The organism is Actinorhabdospora filicis (assembly GCF_030269765.1).
Classification (GTDB): Bacteria; Actinomycetota; Actinomycetes; order Mycobacteriales; family Micromonosporaceae; genus Actinorhabdospora; species Actinorhabdospora filicis.
This window is the reverse complement of record NZ_BSTX01000001.1, coordinates 208030-230912: the sequence shown is the minus strand read 5'-3', so window position 1 is coordinate 230912 and position 22883 is coordinate 208030. Positions and strand designations below refer to the sequence as shown.

Below are 22883 nucleotides of genomic sequence, written 5' to 3'. Positions count from 1 at the left end.
TCGTGCGCCCAGACCCATACCGGACCACCCCCCTTGATCCATAACTTCGATGCCGCACCCCAACGAAGGAGTCCGGCCATGACCGCCACCCGCTACCGCACCGCCCGCAAGCTCATCCTCATCCACGGCGCCCTGTCCGCCGGAGTGCTCGCCCTCGTCGCCACCGGCGGTGACGACGTCACCGGATTCATGTGGGGACGCTCGATCGCGCTGATCATCGTGGCGGCCCTCCTGTTCCGGCTGGCCGGGGGCACCGAGCGCGCCCGGGCCCGCCTGGCCACCGTCGCGGTGATCATGCCGATCGCGATCGTCGGCGTCGACCTGATCCCCGGGCTGTGCCCGTGGTGGTACACCGCCGCCCAGACGGTCAGCGTGCTTCCCATCGTCGCCATGGCGATCGTCCTCAAGCGACGGTGATCGGGAGCGGGCCGCCCCGCGGGGGCGGCCTACCCTTGCCGGATGGCCGAGCACATGATCACCGTCCCCGGCGCCCGCCTCTTCGTCGACGAGCGCGGGCCCGCCGACGGGCCGCCCCTCCTGTTCCTGCACGGCGGACCCGGGCAGTCCGCCTTCGACTTCCTGCGCTTCCAGGCCGATCACCTCGCCGCGCGCGGCCTGCGGGTCTTCTCCCTCGACCAGCGCGGCCTCCTGCGCTCCGACCCCCTGCCGGAAGGCCACGAGCCGACCGTCGAGGAGATCGTCGCCGACTGCGAGGCCCTCCGCGAGCACTTCGGGCTGCCCGCCTGGACCGTCCTCGGCCACTCGGCCGGCGGGCACTACGCCCTCCGCTACGCCACCGCGCACCCCACCGCGCTCACCGCCGCGATCTTCGACTGCCCCGCCTTCGACTGCGACCTCACCGACCGGGCCCGCCTCCAGGCCGTGGCCGCGCTCCTGGACGACATGGGCGACGCCGAAAACGCCGCCCTCGCCCGCGAGATCGCCGCCCGCCCCGGCCGCCTCACCCCCGAGAGCGGCGCCATCGCCCTCATGAACGCCACCGGCGACCGCCGCGACGAGCTCTTCTTCCGCGACCCGGCCGCCCTCGCCGCCTACAACGCCGTCCACCGCGACAGCGGCTACGCCGCCGAAGACTGGCGCGGCGCGAGCCACCTGCCGCTCCTGGCGGCCATGTACACCTCGCTACTGCCGCTGCTGCCCACCCTCACCGTGCCGACCATGCTCGTCCACGGCGAGGGCGACACCGTCGCGGCGCCCGCCATCGTCGACGCCTACCGGACCACCGCGCCCGGCGCCCGCGTCCACACCTTCACCGGCTCCGGGCACTTCCCCTACGTCGAGGAACCCGAGACCTACGCCGACGTGATCGCCGCGTTCGTCCGCGAGCGCCCCTAGGACCTCGGCCGAACCCGCAGGTGCGCGCGCTCGCCCTGCGGGCCCATCAGGCTCAGCAGCTCCACCGGCTCGTCACCGGCCGGGGCGAACCAGTGCGGCACCCGCGTGTCGAACTCCGCCGCCTCGCCCGGGGTGAGCACCAGGTCGTGCTCGCCCAGCACCAGCCGCAACCGCCCGTTCAGCACGTACAGCCACTCGTGGCCCTCGTGCGTGCGCGGATCCGGCTCGCGCGGCCCCTCCGGGCGGATGACCAGCTTGTGCGCCCGGACCCCGCCCGGCCGCCGTGTCAGCGGCACCACCGTCATCCCGTAGGCGCTCACCGGCCGCATGTGGGCGCGCGGATCGCCCGTCGGCGGCGCGTCCACCAGCTCATCGAGGGTCACCCCGTGCGCCCGTGCCAGGCGCAGCAGCAGCTCCAGCGTCGGCCGCCGCCCACCCGACTCCAGCCGCGAGAGCGTGCTCACCGAGACGCCCGTCGACGCCGACAGCTCCGCCAGCGTCGTGCCCCGCTCGCGGCGCAGGGCGCGCAGGCGCTCGCCGACGCCGTCGAGGGCGCGGTCCAGGTCGTCCATGCCCCGATTTTGCCAGGGCGGCAAGTTCCCTTGCCGGTTTCGCGGGTGCGGGTTCAGGCTCGCGGCATGAACGACGTACTGGTGATCGGCGGCGGGGCCGCCGGACTGAGCGCGGCGATGATGCTGGGACGCGTCCGCCGCTCCGTGACCGTGATCGACTCCGGCGAGCCCCGGAACGCCCCCGCCGAGGGCGTCCACGGCCTCCTCGCCCTCGACGGCACCCCGCCCGGGGAGATCCTGGCGCGCGGGCGCGAGCAGGCTCGCGGCTACGGCGCCGCCTTCGCCGAGGGCGTGGTCGTGGACGTGGCCCGCGACGGCGACGGCTTCACCGCGACGCTGGCCGACGGGACGCGGCTGCGCGCCCGGCGGGTGCTCGTCGCCACCGGCCTCGTGGACGTCCTGCCGGACGTGCCGGGCCTGCGCGAGCGGTGGGGCCGCGAGGTCCTGCACTGCCCCTACTGCCACGGCTGGGAGGCCCGCGACCGCGCGATCGGCGTCCTGGCCACCGGGCCGATGTCGGTCCACCAGGCCCTGCTGTTCAGGGGACTGACCGGCGACCTCGTGTACTTCGCCCACACCACCCGGCCCACCCCCGAGGAGGCCGCGCGGCTGGCCGCGTGGGACATCCCGGTCGTCGAGGGCGAGGTCGCCGAGGCCGTCACCGGCGGCGGGCGCCTCACCGGCGTCCGGCTGGGCGATGGGACGCTCGTGGCGCGCGAGGCCATCGCGGTGGCCACGCGCCTGGAACCGCGCGTGGGCTTCCTCGCCGGGCTGGGCCTGGTCCCCGTCGCGCACCCCTCCGGCATGGGGGAGCACCTCCCGGCAGACCCCGCCGGGCGCACCTCCGTGCCGGGCGTGTGGGTCGCGGGCAACGCCACCGACCTCGCCGCGCAGGTCGGCGCGGCGGCGGCCGCGGGCGCGCTGGCGGGCGCCCAGATCAACGCCGACCTGGTCGCCGAGGACACCGCGCGGCGCCTCACGGCCTGAGCGCCGCCAGGGCGCGCTCGACGGATTCGCGCGCGGTCGCCACCGTGTGGACGCCGACGAGCACCTGGACGCCCAGGCCGTCGGTGAGCGCCAGGAGGTCCCGGGCGGTGGTCTCGGGGTCCAGCCCGGCCCGCAGGCCACCGGCGTCCACCCCGGCGCGCACCAGCACCGACAGCAGCCGGAAGAGGCCGCGGTTGGCCTCGCGCTGCACCGCCGCCAGCCGCGGATCGGTGGCGGCCTGCGCGGCGAAGACCAGCCACGCGCGCGTCCACGGCAGGTCCTCCGCGGTCAGCGGGGTGATGCCGCGGACGGTCTCGGTGAGGATCGCGACGGGATCGTCCCCGGCGCCCGAGGCGGCGATGCGGCCCTCGATCTGCGCGGTGGCCAGCTCGCCGAGGTGCTCGTGGACGAAGACCATCATCTCCTCCTTGGTGGAGAAGCAGCGCTGCACCGCGCCCATGGAGACCCCGGCGCGCGCTGCGATCTCGCGCAGCGTCGCCGCCTCCAGCCCGCCCTCGGAGATGAGCGCGGTGACGGCTTCGGCGATCTGGCGGCGGCGCGCCTTGTGGTCCACCTGTTTCGGCATGGGGACAGTCTATTCGATGCGCTTGTATCGGTACCGGGTATGATCCGATACAAGCGCATCGAAAAAAGGAGACGCAGCATGTCGGAACGCGCCAAGACCGGTACGGCCACCGCGGTGGTCATCGGACTCCTCCTCACCGCACAGGGCTTCGGCTCGGCCCTCACCGAGGCCCTGTGGGACCACTCCTTCGGGGTCGCCGGGATCCTGCGCAAGACCGGCCTGCCCGGCTGGACCGACTACGTGGTCGGCGTCGCGGGCCTCGCCCTGATCGCCTGGGGCGCCTTCGCCAAGCGGGACGCCCGGCCGCCGTCCTAGACCACCGGCGGCCGGGCCGTCCACTGGGGACGCCCGCGGAAAGCGCGGCCCGCGTTGCCCCGTTCGGCGCGCCCCGGGCGTCCCGGCCACCCAGAATGGGGCGATGGGGGAGAAGCCGAAGGACCCGGTGCTCGACCTGGCCGCCTCGCTCGCCGGGGTCCTCGTCACCGGCGGCTACGAGGGCACCGAACTCGCCGAGCGGCGACTGCGGCGGCTCGGCGAGGTCTACGGCCGCGACGTGGCCGCCGTCGTGCTGCCCGAGTCGGCCACGGTGTCCCTCGACGGCCGCGCCCGCGTGGTCACCGGCCTGCCCGGCGTCCCGCCGCTGCACCGCGTCTCCGCCCTCAAGACCTGGTACGCCGCCGTCCTCGACGGACGCTCCGGTGTGGACGAGGCCGCCGCGCGCCTGGACCGCATCCGCGCCTCACCGCGCCTGTACGGCCCGGCCCTGCGCGTCATTGGCACCGCGCTGTTCACCCTCGGCTTCGGCGTCTCCCTCCAGCCCACCTGGCAGCAGGCCGCCTGGTCGGCGGCCCTCGGCCTCTTCATCGGCCTGCTCACCACCGCCACCGACGCCGCCGCCCGGCTGCGCTGGATCGCCCCGCTGCTCGCCTCGGTCGCGGTGTCCCTCGCCGTCCTGTGGGCCGACGAGCGCGGCTGGATCACCGGCGGCCCGATCCCCCTCATGGTCCCGGCCCTCTTCGTGTTCATCCCCGGCGACTCGATCACCATGGCCATGGTCGAACTGTCCACCGGCCGCGTCACCGCCGGAGCCGCGCGCCTCACCGAGTCCCTCGCCGGGCTCGCCGTCCTCGCCTTCGGGCCGATCGTCGCCCTCGCGCTCCTCGGCCTGCCCGCCGCCAGCCTCACCGACGACACCGCGCCCGCCTCGATGGGCGTCCTCGCCGGGATCCTCGGCTGGACGGTCTTCACCGTCGGCGTCATGCTCGTCTTCGACATGCGCGCCCGCGACCTGCCCTGGGCCCTCGCCGTCGTCCTCATCACCTACGGCGCCCAGCTCCTGTTCGTCCGCCTCACCGGCGACACCGCCGGGACCTACCTCGCCGCCGTGACCATGACCGCGGCCTGCCTCCTCCTGGAACGGCGCCCCGGCAGCCCGCCCGTCTACGTCCTCTACCTGACCGCCTTCTTCACCCTCACCCCCGGCTCCCACGGCCTGCGCGGCCTGGACGCCTGGATCGGCGGCGACCGCATCGCCGGGCTCACCGGCCTGACCTCCATGCTGGCGCTGCTCACCGCGATCGCCCTGGGCATCCTCACCGGCGCCGCCATCGGCCCCCGCAGCCGCGGCTTCCGGCGCGAGACCGTCGACGCCTAGGGGCTCCCGCGAGATCATCCGCGCCCGGCACCCGGTCGGGGGCACGGGCGTGAGCCCGGACGCCTCCCACCACGACCTGGACGCCGGCGTCGAGAGCACCGGCGTCCCCTTCACACTCTCCGGCGTGCCCTACCCGATGAGAGGGGCCGTCACCAGTGACGCCCCGGCGATGGACTGCGGGAATCCGGTGGAGGAGTGACCGATGCAGGTCAGGAACGAGGTGGGTGTTGACCGAAGTCGAGTTCGGGATCGTGGTCACGGTCGCCGATGGAGGATCGGCAGCCCGCACGCAGTGGGCAACGACCGCAATGGCGGATCCTCTCACGGCACAGGGTCGTGCCGAGAAGGCGCAGGGCCGCCGTGCGCAATGGCGCGTGCTCGCCGGAACCGGAGAGCATCGCGAGGTCCACTCTTCCCTCTGTCAGGCGGTTGACACGGTCGGATCGCGTTCCCGCTACCCGCGCGGCGACGCGCAGAACCCCCTGGCCGTCGAGCAATAGATCCTCGCCGAGCAGCAGCCTGAAGATCCGGGCCTCGGCCGGGCCCATGCGCAGACTCACCATGACATCAGCGGGATCCCGCCAGTTCGGCATGGAACCCCCGAGTGACCTCAGTCGATGGACCACACCCGCGGTGTTCCGCCGGAGCCCGGGCCTGGAAAGCCGCTCCAAGTCGGTGATCTGCAGCTTCTTCCTGCCCGCCAGTGGAGTGGCGAGGGTGGAGAGATCGTGTGGGGAGGCCGCATGCCGGAGGCCGATCGCCATGGCCGCCGCGACGGGGATGGTCATCTTTTCACCCGGAAGGACGTGCCACGCCGTGCCCGCTCTCTCAGCCAGCGCCCAAGCGGTGAGCGCGCCGCGAACCCGTTCTGGAGTGGTCTGCGTGTGCCGGGGCGTTCCTGCGGCCAGAGCCTCGGCGGCGGCCTTCCCCAGGAGCGGTGGTACGGCGTTGCCGATCTGCCGGAAGGCGTCGCTTCTTGTACCCGCGAACCGGAAGTGGTCGGGGAAGGTCTGGATTCGGGCGGCTTCCCGCACGCTGAGCGTTCGTGGTTGCTGCGGATGGATGTACCAGTACCCGTCCTTGGCGATGTGGGCGGTGATCGAGCGGCAGGGAGCCGCCCAATCGAGTCGCTTGTACTTGTCGTCGAAGGTGTGCACCGAGTATCGGCGCAATTGCACCGGCACGTGTGTGTAGAGCATGTCCGGCGTCATGAGATCGAAGATCTGACGATCGTCCTCCCGTACCGGACGGGTCATGTGGTCCCAGATCACGGGCTCGGTCATGGCGTCCCGCATCGACCCGGCGAAATCCGAGACGGTCTCCGGCCGGTAGGCCAGGCGGCGCGCGCCGATGTCGTCGGTGGCGACGTCCAATGCGGGGAGGTCGCCTATTGCGTCGGCGAGGGTGGTCATCGTGGACGCGGGTTCGGGCCAGGCGAACTCGCCGTCGTCGCGCCGTGCGAGGAGAATGAGTCTTTTGCGCAGCTGGGGCACGGCGAAGCGCCAGGCGTCCACGAAGCTGAGCTGTGTGCGATAGCCGGCCCCTTCGAGTGCGCCGATCATCGTGCGCACCGCTTTGAATTCGTCGCCGAGGGCCATGTCGGGGACGTTCTCCATGAGCATCGCTCGTGGCTGAACGGTAAGGACCACGTCGAGGAACGCACGCCAGAGTTCGCGGCGGTGATCCTCGGGCTCACGGCTGCCGCCCGCCACGAGACTGCGGATCTTGCTCCGTCCCGCCCGGCTGAACGGCTGACACGGCGGTCCACCGGCGATGAGGTCGATGTCGGCGCCATCGAGCAGGCGCGTCAGCCGTTCACGATCGGCGGTGACACTGAGGTCGAGGCCAAGGGCGAGCCCCGGGAATCCGCTTCGGTGCGTTTCGAGCGCCCGTGGGTCGCTGTCTACTGAGGCGGCCACAGTCCAGCCCGCCGCTTCGAGCCCGAGCGAGAGCCCTCCGGCACCGGAGAACAAGTCCACTGCGAGCCGCCGTCCTTTTTGGCGCTGCTGGTCGCACCAAGCCGCGAAACCGGATTCGGAGCACGCATCGGGGTGCGGCTTCAGGCGGAGGTTGTCGCTGGGGCGCAGCTTGACGGCGTAAGTCGACACGAGAGGTCTCCAGGGGCACGAATGTGGGTGGGGCGGAGCTGAAGGTTTACTCAGACGCGAATCACTCGTACGGCCTCCCAGCAGGCGTCCTTCTTGCACCATTCAGTGACGTTCGCGGAGCCTGGGGCGTTCGTCAGCACGTGGCGGACCGGATCGGCGAGCGCAACGGCGAGGCCGAGGAGATCGGCCGGAACCGTTTGCCCGCGCCAGATCGCCTCAAGCGAGGGGGCAGCCTGTTCGGCGAGTAGAGATACGACATAGGCGGTGGATTGCTGCAGGTAGCCGCCGAGGCCCAGGCCCCAGATCGCCTTGCGAACGTCGGTGAACAAGATCGCCTTCGCCACGAGATCCTTGAAGAAAGTGGCGTCCGGCTCGCCGTCGAACTCCCTGACGATCGATTTCGTCCAAGCCTGGAAGCACTTCTCCGCGCCCAATGAAACCGTGTGCGGTCTGCGGAGGAAGGCCATGTCGTACTTGGCCGCGTCGGTCTTGCCGAAGCGGCGATTCTGGTTCTTGAACACCCGGCGGCGCGCGGGAGTGCCTTCACGTACGACATCCACCTCGAACTGGCCACGGACACGTTCGTAGTACCAGCGCTGCTGCTCTCCACCGTCGGCGGCCGGCGCCCAGATCGTTCTGGATAGCTGTTCCAGTTGCACATGGAAGCCCGTCCCGGCCTCGAAGTCGGCTTCCCGGATCACGTTCTGCGAGTTGGCGTAGCGGGAGATGTCCGGGACGAGTTCCTCAAGGCGGTCACCGTCGACGACGGTGATCTTGGCTGGGACGAGGATTCCGGTGAGGTCGGCGCCATCCCGTCGCCAGGCGTGGTGAAGTGAGGCGGTGGTCTGCCCGCCGTTGACGATCTGCAGATCGCTCAGCCGGATGATCCGCTGGGTCCCGTCCTCGCCTTGGACCAGTTCCGCGTGGCGGGTGGTCACTGAGATCCCATTGTTGAAGGCCAGGAAACGGCCGGGGCGGCTGCGTACGGTTTCATTGATCCGCTTGTTCACCTTGTTCCTGGTCTGCAGGAAGGCCCGGACGTTCCGTTGAAGCAGCCGCAGGCCATGTCGTTCGTAGAGTTCAGCGAGGAGACGGCCGGGTATGAGGGCCAGGAGGCACTGGTAGCCATCCGGGCTGGGGGGAGCGGCCAGGCAGGTGACCGGCGGGTCCTGCATGCTCAGGTCGATGTCGAGATCGCTCGCGCGGACGCCGGAGGTGAAGAGCCGTTCGAGTCGTGTGATGTCCCAGATCTCGTGGACAACGGTCAGCCCGCCGATGACCACGGGTTCTGGTGCCGAAAGGCTCTGCCGGCCGTCCGTGAAGAGGAGGATGCGCGCCTTCTGGAGCCCGTTCCACGCGGAGTGGATCCGTTCGGCCATGTCGTAGGCGGGAGAGGCCGGTTCGAGATCGTGGTGAAGCCCCTCGCGACAGCGCTCCAGGAAGCGAGCGGCACGTCTGAGATAGCGCCTGCCTTTGGAGGGCTGGGCCGTGCCACCGTGATATTCGAGGTTCACGGTGGCGAGTTCCAGTTGCTCGCAGTCGGCGCTGATCGAGTAGCCCGCGACCTCCATGTGCTCGCGACCCGAGGTCACCCGGTAGTAGCAGGGCTCCAGCTCCTCGATCGCGCCGTCCTCGATCAGGTACTCGGCGACGACCTGTACGAACGCGTCATGGTCCATGAGCTGGGGTTCGGCCGCCCGTCGCTCACCGAGAACGTCCCAGAGCTTGCGTGCGAAGGCCTTCGAATCAGGTGCTGTCATGGCGGTCCCCTTCAGGCGGGAGGCGATCGGATCCCGGTGTGCCGGACTCGGGACTGCCGTACTTTCGGTGGACTTGCCGGGCTCGCTCCTGGGCGTTGCGACCGAGCTGTGTCAACCGCACCCGGACGTCATCGGGTGGCGTGAGCTGATCGGTGTCCTCAGTGCGCCAGAGCGGGAGGGTTTCCTCGCTCAGCTCGACCAGCACGCGCGCCTGCGAGGTCTCCGAATCGGAGTCGAGCCCGGGCAGCCCGAGCCATCCGCCTCGCACGAGGAACCTGCCCGCGTGCCTCACGTACAGGCCCTGGCGCTCGAACCGTGCCCCGGAGCCGCCCGCCGCCCTGAATTCATCGGGACTGAGGAGGCTGGGGTGCGGGAGGACCCACGGTGTGACCTCGATCGAGCCGTTTCCGCAAGGAAGCACATCGGTGCCCATGTCCTGGGTGCGGGGATGGCCGGAGAGGAAGGGATCGAGGTCGTCCGGTTTGCGCTGACGGGGGACGCCCCGCGGAGCCGGGAGCGCATCCTTGGGACGGCTTCCGCTGAGGGCGTCGCGAAGATGCCCGGTGGCCTTTTTCTGGATCTGCCGGATGCGCTCACGAGTCAGCCCCATCTGCTCGCCGACGGCATCCAGCGATAACGGCTCACCGGTGCCGACGCCGCCGCGGAGCCGCAGGATCGAGGCCTCCCGGGCCGGCAGGGAGTCGAGAGCCTGGTGAAGGTCCAGCCCGAACAGCATCGATTCGATGGCGCCTTCCGGAGCCGCGAGGCCGGCGGCGACGAAGTCTCCCAGCGTGCTGTTCCCGTTCGCGTCGCCGTCCACCGTCAGGGGCGCGTCGAGCCGCAATACCCCGGCCCCAAGGCGGAGGCAGTAGACCACTGTCGGGATGTCGTATCCAGTTCGCGCTGCGAGTTCGCGTGGGGCCGGCTCAAGGCCGTCCGCCTCCGCCCGCCTTCGGGCGGCTAGGACCCGTTGAACCTTTTCGAGCTGGTGGACGGGGATGCGGATCAGCCGGTCCTTGTCGGCGAGCGCCCGGCTGATGGCTTGCTTGATCCACCAGGTCGCGTACGTGGAGAACTTCGTGCCCACGGTCGCGTCGAACTTCTCCACGGCCCGGATGAGGCCGAGGTTGCCTTCTTGATGAAGGTCCTCAAGGGTGAGGGTGTCCGCGGGGAACTGGCGGGCGATCTTGAAGACGAGACGCTGGTTGTGCAGGAGCATCGCGTCGAACGCTCGGGTTCGTTCGTCATCGGAGGGAAGGTTCGCCCGGTAGCCCTGGACGAGTGAGGTCCCCAGGGGGAGATCGGATCCGCGGATCAGAGCCGCCAGGCCGATCTCCTGCTCGGCGGTCAGAATGAGATCCCGGCGCTTCGTGGCCGTGCGGCGAAGGTCGCCGCTCAGGAGTTCGCGGGCGGCCGCGATGTCGTCGGCGGTGGCCCGGCGTCGGTCCTGTCCAGGCGGAAGCGACTGGGACGGTGGCGTCTCCTGCGAAGAGTCGGCGTCCGCTGTGACGTCCGGCTCGGATACCGCGGGGTGGGTGTCTGGAACGCCGTCCATGACCGTTGGCCGGCCTTCACCGCTGTACGAGATGACGAGGTCGTGCCGGGCGATCCGCGATAGTGCGGCCAGCCGGGGCCGGATGCGGCCAAATGGAGGCTCGTCGCTGAAGGTCTCAAGTCCGGGGAGGATCACGGTGTCGAACTTGAGGCCCAGGGCGCTGGACCAGGTCAGGACCACCTTGTCCGGCTGTCTCCAGTTGATGCCCGGTGCGTTGTCGGAGCTCCCGGACAGGTACCACTTGACTTTGATCCCGGCGGACCGGAGCGCGTCGCGGTAGTCGGCGACCATCGACTTCGTGGGTACCAGAATCCCCATCGATCGTGCGGGTTCGCCGCGCGCGAGGTCGGCGATGAACTCGACCTCCGCTTTGAACGATGGATGCGCGCGGAGTTCCAGCGCCGGTTCGCCGGCGCCCGGTCTCGGTGCTGCATGGAGGTCGGTGTCCCCGGCCGCGCTGGCGAACGCGTCCACCGATGGTGCCGTCTCGGGCAGGTCATCGGTGGGTTCCGGCTCCGCCCCGGTCAGCAGGGCCATGTCATTGATCGAGGTTCCCTGGTCGCCCGGCACGTCCAGTGAGTCGGCGAGGATCGTCAGCCGCACGTCGAGGGTTCGCATGAGCCGGTAGAACTCGGGTGGGAACTGCTGTCCGTTCACGATGACGAACCGGCGAGGGCTGGGGCGCCGGCCATGTCTCACGGCCCATCTCCGCAGCTCGTCGGAGTCGATGATGAGGTCGCCGAAATCGCTCATCGTCATACTGAGCGTCGCTTGCCACAGGATGCTCATGCAGGTTCTCGCGCCGATGACGCGGTTACGCAGGTTCCCCGGCAGCAGGGTCTTGATGCGGTGCCGGAGGACCGTACGGCGGACTATCGCGAACTCGCCGTCCCCGGACTCCAGGTGCCGCCGGACGGGCCCTACGGGATCGACGCCATTGCGGATGACCAGCAGGCGATCGGGAAGCAGCCCGGGCTGCATCGTCACCACCGGGCCCGCCAGGGGACGTCCTCCGCGATGGTGAGCGCGTTCCGGAAGAAACCGAACTCGGGGTCGATGAGGAGCCGCCGGTCGAGGAGGCGGTTGGTGGCCTGACAGCTCGTCTCGGGCACGAGCGCGCACGCATGGCATGCGGCCATGGACAACCCACCCGGGCCCTGTGCGGGTGACTCCGAGCAGACCGGGTCGAGTGAGCACCACTGCCCGTCGACGAGGGCGGAATGGAGAAGCGCTGGGAGGCGCTCGGGCTCACCCATCCGGACCAGTCCCCCGAGGGTGCCTTCACTGTCACCGGCGGCGGTATAGATGAGGACACCGGCCATGGCGGGGCCCTGCTCGGGGTGGGTGGTGTAGATCCGTTCGCCGAGCGAGGAGGTCGGATATCCGGCCTCGAAGGCCGTCGCGCGAAGGAGGAGATGAGCGAGTGTGTGCAGCAGGAGGAACCTCGGCGTGACGGGCGGCAGCCAGTAGGCGTCGGCGGCCTCCACCCGGCGTTCGATCGTCCTGCATCTCTCGCGGACATCCCTCAGGCGCTCCCACTCCGTGATGGCGGACTCTTCGAATGCGAGCAGGAAGCCTTCGCCGAAGACCTCGATCGCCGGCAGGCTGGTCTGGTCGGGCGCGAGATTCGCCGACACCATGTTCTCGCGTGTGTAGCGGTGGAAGCCCTTGAGCACGCGCACTTCCCGAAGGCGGTCGACGAGGATCACCTGCCGCAGGGACGAGAGCAGCTCTGTCTCCACGGTCCCGCCGCCGGGCCCACGGGGTGCCCGCGACGGCCTCGTGATGAAGTTGTCGCGCGGGTCGAACTCGGTATCCCGCGGGTGGAGGAGGGCGACCCACTCTTCGGGCAGGATGTCCTCCTCGGTGCCCGTATGCGCCTGCGCGCTCGATTCGGTGCTGAGCAGCCGTTCCAGCTCCGGGACGGTCAAACCCTCCCTGCTCGCGAGGAACTTCAAAGTCATGTCACGTACCGGAAGGGTGGGGTCTTCGACCAGGGCGAGGAACAGATGGTTGTCGCGGAGGCGAGCCAGTGTCGCGCTCGACGCGTCCCAGTCGGACTCCGGAGGCAGATCCAGCGCGCTGACCACGCTCGGGAAGTAGACATTCGACGCGCCGCGCTGTGTGGCGACCATGAGCGTGTCGCATGCTTCGGCGTCGAGCGGCTGCTGCCAGGGCTGCAGGCCCTCGCAGCGCTGTGTGAGGGAGCCGCGTGAGGTGATCCGATCGAGCGAGCGCCCGGCGCCGCACTCGGCGCAACGAACGACGAGTGAGGACAAGCCACTGCCCTCCTCCGGCCGATGATCGAAACGGAGTTTGCCCCGGACCTCGCACTTGGTGGTGGAGTTCGTGTGGGCCCAGTACCACCAGTCGATGTCGGCCATGTGCCCGTTGCTGCAGATGGCGATGAAGCGCATCGGGATCAGGGGCCGGTCCCCGGCGCAGACCGCGCAGGTGAGTTTCGCCGATTCGTCGCGTGGGCGCCTGCGGATCATGCGACGGCACCTGCCACAGAACAGCCACTCTGGGAAGCGGCGATATGGGACGCCGAAGCCGGTCGGGGTCTTCAGCTGCCGCACACCAAGTCGTTGCGTCAAGCGCGGCATGGACACAGGCAGTGTGCGGGACCAGCGGCTGACGTCCACGGCGACGAAGGACTCGCCGATCAGGTCGATGATCGCGCCCGGTCCCGCCGGTCCGATGAGCTGGGCGCGTCGGACATTCCTGCTGAAGCTCATCAGCGATTCCCTTCCAGCAGGATCGGGATTTCGAGATCGACGCTGCGCATCGAATCGAGCGTCTCCCAGGCGTCGCCTCGCCGTAGGAAGCGTTTGAGGAGCTGCGCGTCTTCCCGGCCGCTATAGACGAGTCCGCCCCTCGTGGCCGCGAGGTCGGCCTTGCGCATCCAGTCGTCCTGGAGGCGGTCGAGGTGCCTGGTGAGGTCCTGGATTTCAGAGGAGTCGGCGGTGGCCGCGCGCTTGAGGAATGCGGTGATCAGCCGTTCCAGCTCAGGGTCACCGCGCTCGAACTTCGCGGCTCCGTGTTCCTCGGCGAGGCCGAGCGCGTGCCGTACGAGGATCACGAGGTCGGCGTGCAGTGCGCGATTGCGGGCGCTGATGGAGAACGGTGTGACCGAGGACGGTTCCACCGCGTTGTAGAGCACGGCGTGATAGGCGGTGAACGACTCGTAGTGGGATCGGTCGCGGGGCTTCGCGGGTGAGTAAAGGGTGAGGACGAGGCCGGGGCGCTCCTCACTCTCACGACCGACCCGGCTGGTGGCCTGGATGTACTCGGCCGTGGTCTTCGGCTGGCCGTCGACCAGCATGAGGGCGAGCCGTCCGACGTCGACGCCGACCGAGATCATGTTCGTCGCCGCGATCATGGTGATGGAACCCCGCTCGTCGTGGCGGAGGGCCAGCGCGTTCAGGATGCGCGGGATCTCTCGTGCGGGTACGCGGCTGGTGAGTTCGCGGATCTCCTTCAGCTCGCGGGCCTGCTCGATCGATGGGGCGATCGACCTGATCCGGGTCGGGAAGTCGTCATGGGCGAGGGTGATCGTCTTGCCGAGCTCACGCAGACTGTTGTGGTAGACGACCAGGGTTGAGTACCCGTCCAGGGTGGACGGTGACAATGCGAGCTCCGTGGGGGCTTGGAGCAGGGCGGCCGCCGTGTGGTTGAGGGCCATGACGTGCGTATGGCCATGAGGCATGACTCCCACGTACATGCGGCCCGGCTTCCTCCGGTCGGTGGTGACGAAGTAGGACTCGCCCGCTTCGAGGCCCGCCGGTGGGAACAGCGCGACCTTCCGGCCGAAGACGCCGCGGGTCTGATCGTCCGCTCGCCGGATGGTCGCGGTGGCGGCCACGAGTTTCGGCCTTGCGCCGTGGTGGCGCATGACCACATCGAAGGCCGCTTCGTAGAGGCCGACGATGGTCCCGAGCGGCCCGGAGATCAGGTGGAACTCGTCCTGGATCACCAAGGACGGCCCCGGGGCCTCACCCGCCCCGAGGAAGACCCCGGCCTTCTCATGCCATGCCAGGCGCGCGAACTTGTCGACGGTCCCGACGAGGAGCGTCGGCGGCTCGTCGTAGAGCGCCTGGTCGACGGAGGCGATGGGTATCTCGTCATGGAACTCGCATGCCGAGTTGAGGCAGCGGAACCGGATCGAGGTGTTCGTCGTGTGGATCCCCCACTCGGTGTCCTCCTCGGACCCCGGGGGCATGAGCTCGGTTCCGCACCATGGGCAGTGCTCCACCTGGAAGCCGACCGTGGACTCCCTTCCCGCCCTCATGTCTCGGAGCAGGGTGACGGCCTCGGCGTAGGTGTTCGGTGTGCTGTTCGCCCCGACCCAGATGCCGATCGAGATGCGGCTCCCGCCGAGCGCGAACGGGTTACGACGGCGTAGGACCTCGCAGGCGAGGGCCATCGTCGCGGCCCGCTGGAACTGCTGTGTGGTCAGCAGCCGGAGCGTGTACCGGGTGATGATCGTGGTCCCGGCGCCATCGTCGAGCATCGAAAGGCGCCGGTGGAGGATCGTGAAGGCCGCGAGGCCCAGGTAAGCCTCGGTCTTGCCGCCACCGGTCGGGAACCAGATCAGGTCGACCAGGTCGCGATCGGCGCTGTCACCGTTGACCACGCCATCGATGGTGAGCAGGAGAAATCCGAGCTGGAACGGCCGCCAAGAGGCTCTCGTCTCGTACCCGTCCGGCATCACTGGGGCCTGCCCCAATGGGTGAGGCGATCCCGCGAGTGAGGCGGAGCCGTGCACCATCTGCATCGCCATCGCATGATTGGCAAGCCCGAACGCCGTGCGCGCGGTCGTATCGGTATCGAGGAGTCGTACTCCACGGCGCATGCGCGCGCCCGTCGCGTCCATTCTGGCGACGAGCTCGGCGGCGGCCGCTCGCAGATGGTCGGGGATGCTCTCGACGGCCCGGCGTGACGCCTGGGCCCAGCGCTCATAACCGTCGATGAAATCGTCGAGCATCGAGATGACGGACTCGTCCTCGACGATGGACGCGAGCCGGCTGAGGCGAAGTGCCTCGGGATCGCCCGGCACCTCGAACGCGACGTCGGGGACGACGGTTACCGGGAGGAAGGTGGTTTCGACCCAGGCGGGCTCACCTTCGGACCGGTCCCAGTCGGCGGCGACGCCATGACCGATGGCGTACACGGCGCCGTCGCGATACTGAAGCTCCAGCTCCTCGGCCTCAGGGTCGCGGTGCCCGTGCCTGCGGGTCGGGTATCTGCGAAGCCGACCGGACTCGGGGCGGCAGCGAAGATGGACCTGGTAGACGCACTCGGCCGGGTCGACGCGGCGACGCGGTGGTTGCTCCCGCATGTTGACGAGGGCAACGGTGACAATCGATGCATCGTCCAAGGGGCGCCAGCGTGCCTTGACGGTCAGTAACCCCGGTGGCCCTTCTGGAACCGGGAGGGAGCATCTGCCATCGGAATCGGGCCGCAGTCGCATGAAGGCCGAGCCCGATTGGTGGATCCACTCCGAGCCGTCGGGCTCGTAGTATCCGAAATCGAGTTCCAGGAACACCGATTCCGCACGGGGCGCGATGAAGGTGATCCCTATGGAACTCGGCCGGACGTGACCCGTGAGCGTGATCGGATCGTCGGCATCCTCGGTAAGTGAGTTCCCGGGAGACTCGACTTCCTCCTCTTGAAGGTCGTCGTCCGGTTCAGAGCCCGGCACCTGCTGCGGCTGGGCGTAGAGGATCCCGGTGAGGTACCGGCCGTTCGGCTCATCTCGAAGGCGCTCGCCGGGCCCCCCGACCGGTCCGATCAGATGGCGGCGCAGATGAGCTACGACTTCGTCGCGTTCAGCCTCCGGAGTGGTCATCAGACTTCCCCCGTCCCCGTGGTGAAGATCCAGAGCCCGGCCCGAGCTCTGGTCATCCCGACATATAGGACGCGGCGCGCCTCCGCCGTACCGAGATCGGCGGGCTCCTCCAAGAGCACATAGCGTCGCTCTAGTCCCTTGAAATCGGCGACCCTGGCGAATCCGATCCGTCCGGTCTCCAGGCGCCGGTGGCGGAGCAGGTCGAGAACGTCGACCCGCGCTCGCCACGCGCTCGGGAGCATGCCGAACAGTGATTCCCTGAACGGAACGGGCGACAGCAACACCACGTCGTGCATCGCGACGCCGCCTTCTTCGAACTCGTCGAGGACTCTCGCGGCACGAACGGCGGCTTCTGCTCGCCCGGCCTCCACGAACTCCACGGGGTCGCCGAACCCCATGGTGTTCAATCCGACGTCGGCGGCCGTCCGGTCTCGCGTCGCGGTGACGATCGGGGGAGTGTTGCGGCAGTTCTCGGTGAGCTTCATGCGCGCCGGTCGGAGCGCCGACAGCCGCTCCATCGCCGAGTCCTCGAAGGCGCCGACGAGCCCCCGCTGATTGTTGACGTCGAGCAGGAAGGTCCAGTTCCCGTCCGCGAGGCCACCGCGCAGGACCCGGTCGATGACGTCGAGGTCCCGCTCGTTGATCACGTCTTGGGCTTCGTCCACGATGAGTGTGCCGACGGTGCCGGGTCCGGCGTCCTTCAGCAGCGCAAAGGGGATCACGTTCTCCGCGAGGATTCCCTTCTGCCGTTGCAAGAAGGAGGCGAGGATGTTGCTATGGCAGGTCAGCGCCGCTTTGGTGCCCGTCGGCGCCGAGCGACGAGCGAGCTCGGCCGCGAGCAGCGTCTTTCCCGTTCCGGCTCCACCTTCGATGAGGAGGCGCGGATTCGCCGCGCTGAGATCGAGCATCCGGTACTGCTGCTCGGTGAGCCTGTGCAGTTGCGCTTCGATGAGTCTGCCCTGCGTGCGGAACCCTTGTACCCGGTCGAACATGGGCCGGATCGCCTGGCACAGATCGGCTACCGTATCGGTTGTCAATGGTGCACGGTGTGACTGCTTTCGTTCCCAGTAGCGTCCGGCTAGGTCGAGGGCAGAAGCCAGCTGTCCGGCGGCCAGCTGAGGCCGATGTATCACGGTGGCGGAATCCCATTCGACCCCGTCGACGTCGAAGTCGATCTCGGGAAATGCCACACAATGGCCGAAGACCATCGTGTCCGCGATGTCCTTTCCGGCGATGGTGGCCAGTCTCTTCTCCAGTGCGTGGCGTGCTTCCCGGGCTTGGTCGAACGGGCTCCTTGTCACGGTGTGCGATCGGCCGTTTCGGCTGGTGGTGGTCCAGGCTCCGTCCACGCAGGCGACGGCTCCGCCTTTGACCTCGATCACCAGGATGCCGCGCTCACCCAGAAGCAAGAAGTCGATCTCACACTCTCGCTGTTTTTCGTGCACTGGGAGGTTCACGCTGTGGAAGCAGTACTCCCATCCGTCGATCACGAGACTTGCGAGCAGATGGAACATCCGCCTTTCGGCGGAGCTTGAATTGGTCTGATCGAAGACCGAAGGGATCATTCGCATCTGTGTTCGAAATTTCTTACTCGGGCTGTCCGTCGGACCCGAGAGGAGTCGGTCCGGACACGGAGAAGGATCCGTCGATATGCGCGGGCACAGACCTTCGGAACGGGCTAGCACGACCATACCTGGAGTTCACGGAAATAGAAGGGTGCAGTTTTCCATGATGTGAAAAGGTTGCCCGATCGGGAAGGGCGCGTCCTGGCGGTGGCCTTAGGGTCCGGTGCTGGAGGCGTGACGGCCCTGCGGATCGGCGGACCCGCCCCGGTACGATTCGCGCTCGGTCATCACTCACGGGGAAAAGAGCCCATGCGCCGACGACAGACTCTCGCGTTGCTCGCCGCGCTGCCGCTGGCGGCGCTGACCGGGTGCGATCCGGCCGCGCCGGACGCCGGGCCGAAGGGTGACGCGGGTGGCGGGTCGTCCCGGCCGGCCGTCTCGCCTTCGCCCGCGCCGGTGAAGGTGCCGGGCGCGGTGGCGAAGGGGACGACGCCGCCGGTGGTGAACCACGGGCCGCGCGAGGGGACGATGGTCGCGCTGACCTTCGACGCCGACCTCACCGAGTTCATGAAGAAGCAGCTGGAGAGCGGCGAGGTCGCCACGTATCACAATGAGCCGCTGCTGGCCTACCTGGAGAAGGAGAAGGTCGCCGCGACCTTCTTCATGACCGGCATGTGGGCCGGGCAGTACGGGGACGTGGCCAAGCGCATCGCGGGCAACCCGCTGTTCGAGCTGGCCAACCACACCTATTCGCACCAGGCCTTCACCGACAAGTGCTACGGCCTGGCCTTCGAGGACGACCCGGCCGCGATGCTGGCCGACGTGGACCGCACCTTCGGTGTCCTGGAGGCCCTGGGCGGCAACCAGACCCGCTACTTCCGCTACCCGGGGCTGTGCCACGACGAGCGGGCCCTGGAGGCGCTGGCGCCGCTGGGCGTGACCGTCGTCGACGGGGACGTGGTGAGCGGCGACCCGTTCGCCGAGGCCTCGCAGCCGATCGTGGACGCGGTGCTGGGCAAGGCGAAGGCCGGTTCGGTGGTCATCATGCACATCGGCGGCCCGAACGCGCCTCAGACGCACAAGGCGCTGCCGAAGATCGTGGAGGGCCTGCGGGCCAAGGGGATGACCTTCGGGCGCCTCTCGGAGGTCCTGGGGGCGTAGGACGCGACGAGGGCGCCCCCTCGCGGGGACGCCCTCGGGTGCTCTCGGCGCTAGAAGGCCGCCGTGGCCAGTTCGCCGACCGCCTTGTCGACCGCCGACAGGATCTCCCGGATGGTCGGGGTGTGCCGGTCGGCGATGGCGAAGAGCTGCTTGCGCAGGTCGGCGCTGCCCGTGGAGAGGTGCAGCGAACCCTCCAGCTGGAGGACGAAGAGCAGGCCGCAGAGGGCGGCGTATCCGGCGTCGGGCTGGACCACGCCGGTGACGGTGCGCCGTAGCGCGCCGCGGGCGCGGGTCACGAAGACGTCCTGGGTGGGGACGTGCCGGGTGACCGGCACGAGCCCGAACTTGCGGGACGTCTTCGCCATCAGGACGCCGACGGTGACCATCTCCGCGCACACCCGGTCGTAGAAACCGGGGTGCCAGGTCATGATCCAGTCGTAGGCGGTCCGTGAGCTGCCGACGGTCCGGATCTCGGCGAGGGCCTGGCCCTCCATGCCCTCGCCGATGATGCCCGGGGCCCGGTCGCCGCCCTGTTCGCGCTGCCAGGCGCCGATCCGTCCGTGCGTGCCGTCGATCAGGCCGCGCAGGGCCAGGTCGATGAGCAGCGCGCCGGCCAGCCCGGCCGACAGGGATGGCACGTGGATGAGCGGCTTCCCGCTCTCTTCATGGGAGAGGAGGAACAGTTCATCGCGCACCGGCAACCGGTCGTCCACCACTTACTCCGTTCCGTACTCGCGGCCTGTTTCCCGCAGTCGGGCGTGCGCGTCCTCGTAGACGCTGATCGTTGGCAGATAGGCCTTCTCGACGCTGGCCACCATTGTGTAATTGGCGTCCACCACATTCGCGACGGGGGCCTGCCCGGCCTGGCCGATCAACTGGTAAGAGTCCAATGTGTCCAGTCCGGTGAGGCCGCCGACCCAGCCGACGAGATCGTGCTGGCTGATCCGGTAGGCGTCCTCCAGGGGACGCGCCGAACCCGTCGACATCAGCTCGGTGTCGGTCTCGAAGCGCGGCCAGGGCGTGTAGACGCCCTTGATCAGCTCGACGGCGACGACGGTGTTCATCGCCGCCTCCACCGCCACTCCGGTGACCTCTCCGGCGCCCTGGCGGCAGTGGCCGTCACCGATGGCGAACATCCCACCGTCCACATTGACTCCAATGTAGACGGTCGTGCCCGCCCGCAGCAGCGGGCTGTCGAGGTTGCCGCCGTGGGCGTCGGGGACGATCGTCATGCGGGCCTCGCCGGCGCCCGGCGCGACACCGACGGTGCCGTGCATCGGGTCCAGCGGGAGCTCCACGCTGAAGTCGGACCGCGTCGCCTGGTAGCGCACCACGCCGCGCGCCACGTCCACGTCGTACATCCACACCCGCTCCTCCAGCGGCGGCTGGAGCGTCGCCGTGTGGGAGGTGGAGGTGAGGGCCCCGAAGTGCGGGAACGTCGTCGAGACGGCCCAGTCGCGCGCGGGGGTGATGGACACGAAGTGCAGGGCGAGGGTGTCGCCCGGCTCCGCGCCGTTGACGTGGAACGGGCCGGTGACCGGGTTCAGGTAGGGGAACCGGCACACCTGCGTGGGCAGGTCGGCCGCGCTGCGCACCACGCCGCCGAAGCAGTCCTCGGTGTACATGCGGACCACGTCGCCCGGGTTGATCTTCGCGATCGGCTCCCGCTGCCCGCCGAAGGTGTAGGCGAGCTGCTCGGGAGTCGGCTTGATCGTGTGGACCTCGGTCACTGGTTCGTCCCCGAGAAGGCGGGCGCCTTGTCCGGCTCACCGGTGGGACCGGAGACCGTCGCGGGGAACTTCGGGCCGCGCTTCATCACGTAGAGCAGGATGAGCACCAGGACGCCCAGGCCCAGCCAGGCCAGGCCGACCTTCTGCGCGACGAGGTTGGCGTTGATGACCACGCCGACCAGGATCGCGATGCCGATGACCGGCATGACCACGTGGCCGAAGATGTTGCGGCTCTTGTTGCGGACCACGAAGTGCCAGATCACCGAGACGTGCAGGGCCAGGAACGCCAGCATCGCGCCGAAGTTCACGGTGTTGCCCAGCAGGGTGATGTGGTCGCCGAGGGCGGCCTCGTCCAGCACGGCCCACAGGCCGACGCCCAGGGAGATGCCGCTGACCACGAGGATCGAGTTGGTCGGCACGCCCTGCTTGACCGAGACCTTGGAGAGGAACTTCGGCAGCTGCCGGTCGCGGGACATCGCGTACAGCAGGCGCGAGGTGGCGACCTGCGCGACGAGGGAGTCGGCGAAGCCCCACGCGATCGCGGTGGCGGCGGCGGTGACGGTGGCCAGCCACTTGCCGTTGGCGGCGAGGGCGGCGGCGTCGTAGAAGGCGTTCGACCCGTCGGCGCCGTCGAAGAGGGCCTTGGCGGTCTCGGGGGCGACGTACATCGACGCCACCCACGTCTGGGCGATGAACAGGACGCCGGCGAGGCCGAGCGCGCCGGCCATGGCCCGCCCGATCTGCTTGGCCGTGCCCTTGTTCTCCTCGGCGAGCATCGAGATGCCGTCGAAGCCCAGGAACGACAGGACCGCCGTCGAGGCCGCGCCGAAGGCGACGCCCCACGTGAACGTGTCGGAGTTGTAGAAGGCGTCCCACGAGAAGCCCTGGCCGCGTCCGTCGATGAGGCCCTTGACGCCCAGCACGATGAAGATCGCCAGCACGATCAGCTCACCGATGAGCAGCAGTCGCGTGACGCCCATGGTGAGTTTGATGCCGAGCATGTTGACGATGGTGTTCAGCAGCAGGAACCCGACGAGCCACGCCCACACCGGGACCGAGGTCACGATGGAGTTCATGGCCACCGCCGCGATGACGTACAGCAGCGAGGGGACGAGGATGTAGTCGAGCAGGATGGCCCAGCCGGCGAGGAAGCCGACGGCGGGGGCGATGCCGCGGCCCGCGTAGCTGTACACCGAGCCGGCCATCGGGAACGCCTGCACCATCTGGCTGTAGGACCAGGCCGTGAAGACCATGGCCACCATGCCGATGGTGTAGGCGAGGGCCACCATGCCGCCGGAGGCGGTGAAGACCGAGCCGAAAATGCCGAACGGCGCGATCGGGACCATGAAGATCAGGCCGTAGAACAGCATGTCGGCGAACCCGACGGTACGGCGCAGCTCCTGGCGGTAGCCGAATCTCTCGATCCCTTCGGGGGAAGTCACGAAGTGGATCCTTTCTGTCGAGGGGGAAGGCACGACAACGCGCCACCCCTGTGGGCGGAACCCCGTGAAGCGGCGCGTTCGGAACGTGTTCGTGCGGTTGCTGAATCTAGCCATCGCATAGCAGATAGGGAAAGTTGGTGGATCCTGAAAGGACCGTCGCATCCGGACACGTCCGCGCAGGTGGTGACGGGGATCATGACCGGAAGGCGGATTCCATTCACTGAATGATCAACGGGGTCGGCTCGGACACCGAATCCGCCTGTTGGGACGGTGGACGCCCGGCGGTCGCGTGTGGATCATCCGGGCCCGTGTTTCCGCTGGCCGCGCGACCTTTGTGGAGGGTGGGCTCCGGATACCTCGGATCGGCCGGGATGTGGGACGGGGAACCGGTGCCGCGATCGCCACGCGGATGAGGGTGAGTCGGATTCGCGATAGCGCGGGCACACGGATCGTGCACTCCCACTGTGGAGCGTGACCGTCCGGCGACGCTCGGGACGGCCACGCGGGCGCGCGGCGGCGCCGGGCGTCGCGAGCGGAGCGGCGTCCGGAGTGGAGG

Annotated in this window: 18 protein-coding genes; 7 read left to right on the top strand and 11 right to left on the bottom strand. The window is 69.1% G+C overall.

The features are described 5' to 3' along the window. Positions 1-78: 78 nt before the first annotated feature. A complete protein-coding gene (locus QSK10_RS01095) occupies positions 79-417 on the top strand; it encodes a hypothetical protein (protein ID WP_285660644.1) in 339 nt (112 codons plus the stop codon). A gap of 42 nt (positions 418-459) precedes the next feature. Further along, entirely contained in the window at positions 460-1356 is an 897-nt protein-coding gene (locus tag QSK10_RS01090; protein WP_285660643.1) for an alpha/beta fold hydrolase, read from the top strand. Here the strand turns inward: QSK10_RS01090 and QSK10_RS01085 are convergent. Next, positions 1353-1928, bottom strand: a complete 576-nt coding sequence (locus QSK10_RS01085; RefSeq protein WP_285660642.1) for a helix-turn-helix domain-containing protein — start codon at positions 1926-1928, stop codon at positions 1353-1355. The two genes, QSK10_RS01090 and QSK10_RS01085, sit on opposite strands and share 4 nt — an antisense overlap. A 45-nt stretch (positions 1929-1973) precedes the next feature. Between QSK10_RS01085 and QSK10_RS01080 the strand changes: the two genes are divergently transcribed. After that, complete coding sequence (locus QSK10_RS01080; RefSeq protein ID WP_432705285.1) at positions 1974-2915, top strand: NAD(P)/FAD-dependent oxidoreductase; 942 nt, start codon at positions 1974-1976, stop codon at positions 2913-2915. Here the strand turns inward: QSK10_RS01080 and QSK10_RS01075 are convergent. Then, positions 2905-3501, bottom strand: a complete 597-nt coding sequence (locus tag QSK10_RS01075) for a TetR/AcrR family transcriptional regulator (RefSeq protein WP_285660640.1) — start codon at positions 3499-3501, stop codon at positions 2905-2907. The two genes, QSK10_RS01080 and QSK10_RS01075, sit on opposite strands and share 11 nt — an antisense overlap. 78 nt (positions 3502-3579) lie before the next feature. Between QSK10_RS01075 and QSK10_RS01070 the strand changes: the two genes are divergently transcribed. The 3 genes from QSK10_RS01070 (at position 3580) to QSK10_RS01060 (ending at position 5354) form a co-directional block, all read left to right on the top strand. Next, positions 3580-3816 (top strand): hypothetical protein, encoded by a 237-nt coding sequence (locus tag QSK10_RS01070; RefSeq protein WP_285660639.1) that lies wholly within the window; start codon positions 3580-3582, stop codon positions 3814-3816. Between the two features lie 103 nt (positions 3817-3919). After that, positions 3920-5155: a threonine/serine exporter family protein gene (locus QSK10_RS01065; RefSeq protein WP_285660638.1), complete on the top strand. Its 1236-nt coding sequence runs from the start codon at positions 3920-3922 to the stop codon at positions 5153-5155. 49 nt (positions 5156-5204) lie between these two features. Continuing rightward, a complete protein-coding gene (locus QSK10_RS01060) occupies positions 5205-5354 on the top strand; it encodes a hypothetical protein (RefSeq protein ID WP_285660637.1) in 150 nt (49 codons plus the stop codon). Positions 5355-5364: 10 nt separating this feature from the next. Here QSK10_RS01060 and QSK10_RS01055 read toward each other — a convergent pair whose 3' ends face one another. From QSK10_RS01055 to QSK10_RS01030, 6 genes are read right to left on the bottom strand one after another with little or no spacing between them, the layout of a single operon-like run. Then, positions 5365-7263, bottom strand: coding sequence for a DNA cytosine methyltransferase (locus tag QSK10_RS01055; RefSeq protein ID WP_285660636.1), 1899 nt, complete (start codon positions 7261-7263; stop codon positions 5365-5367). 50 nt (positions 7264-7313) lie between these two features. Further along, a complete protein-coding gene (locus QSK10_RS01050) occupies positions 7314-9023 on the bottom strand; it encodes an AIPR family protein (protein WP_285660635.1) in 1710 nt (569 codons plus the stop codon). Next, positions 9010-11559, bottom strand: a complete 2550-nt coding sequence (locus tag QSK10_RS01045) for a sigma-70 family RNA polymerase sigma factor (protein ID WP_285662886.1) — start codon at positions 11557-11559, stop codon at positions 9010-9012. The genes QSK10_RS01050 and QSK10_RS01045 overlap by 14 nt, the downstream gene beginning before the upstream one ends. 2 nt (positions 11560-11561) lie before the next feature. Beyond that, positions 11562-13316: a DUF1998 domain-containing protein gene (drmB, locus tag QSK10_RS01040; RefSeq protein WP_285660634.1), complete on the bottom strand. Its 1755-nt coding sequence runs from the start codon at positions 13314-13316 to the stop codon at positions 11562-11564. Further along, on the bottom strand, positions 13316-16429 hold the full coding sequence (locus tag QSK10_RS01035) for a helicase-related protein (RefSeq protein ID WP_285660632.1): 3114 nt from the start codon (positions 16427-16429) through the stop codon (positions 13316-13318). Before QSK10_RS01035 ends, drmB begins: the two co-directional genes overlap by 1 nt. Further along, on the bottom strand, positions 16429-17994 hold the full coding sequence (locus QSK10_RS01030) for a nuclease-related domain-containing DEAD/DEAH box helicase (protein ID WP_285660631.1): 1566 nt from the start codon (positions 17992-17994) through the stop codon (positions 16429-16431). The genes QSK10_RS01035 and QSK10_RS01030 overlap by 1 nt, the downstream gene beginning before the upstream one ends. Positions 17995-18303: 309 nt before the next feature. Here QSK10_RS01030 and QSK10_RS01025 point away from each other — a divergent pair, with 309 nt between their 5' ends. Next, entirely contained in the window at positions 18304-19155 is an 852-nt protein-coding gene (locus QSK10_RS01025) for a polysaccharide deacetylase family protein (RefSeq protein ID WP_285660630.1), read from the top strand. A 50-nt stretch (positions 19156-19205) separates the two neighbouring features. Here QSK10_RS01025 and QSK10_RS01020 read toward each other — a convergent pair whose 3' ends face one another. From QSK10_RS01020 to QSK10_RS01010, 3 genes are read right to left on the bottom strand one after another with little or no spacing between them, the layout of a single operon-like run. Beyond that, positions 19206-19868 carry a GOLPH3/VPS74 family protein gene (locus tag QSK10_RS01020; protein WP_285660629.1) on the bottom strand — a complete coding sequence of 221 codons (663 nt, stop codon included), beginning with the start codon at positions 19866-19868 and terminating at the stop codon, positions 19206-19208. A 3-nt stretch (positions 19869-19871) separates the two neighbouring features. After that, a complete protein-coding gene (locus QSK10_RS01015) occupies positions 19872-20885 on the bottom strand; it encodes an acetamidase/formamidase family protein (protein ID WP_285660628.1) in 1014 nt (337 codons plus the stop codon). Then, a complete protein-coding gene (locus QSK10_RS01010) occupies positions 20882-22327 on the bottom strand; it encodes an APC family permease (RefSeq protein WP_285660627.1) in 1446 nt (481 codons plus the stop codon). Before QSK10_RS01010 ends, QSK10_RS01015 begins: the two co-directional genes overlap by 4 nt. Between the last annotated feature and the right edge of the window lie 556 nt (positions 22328-22883).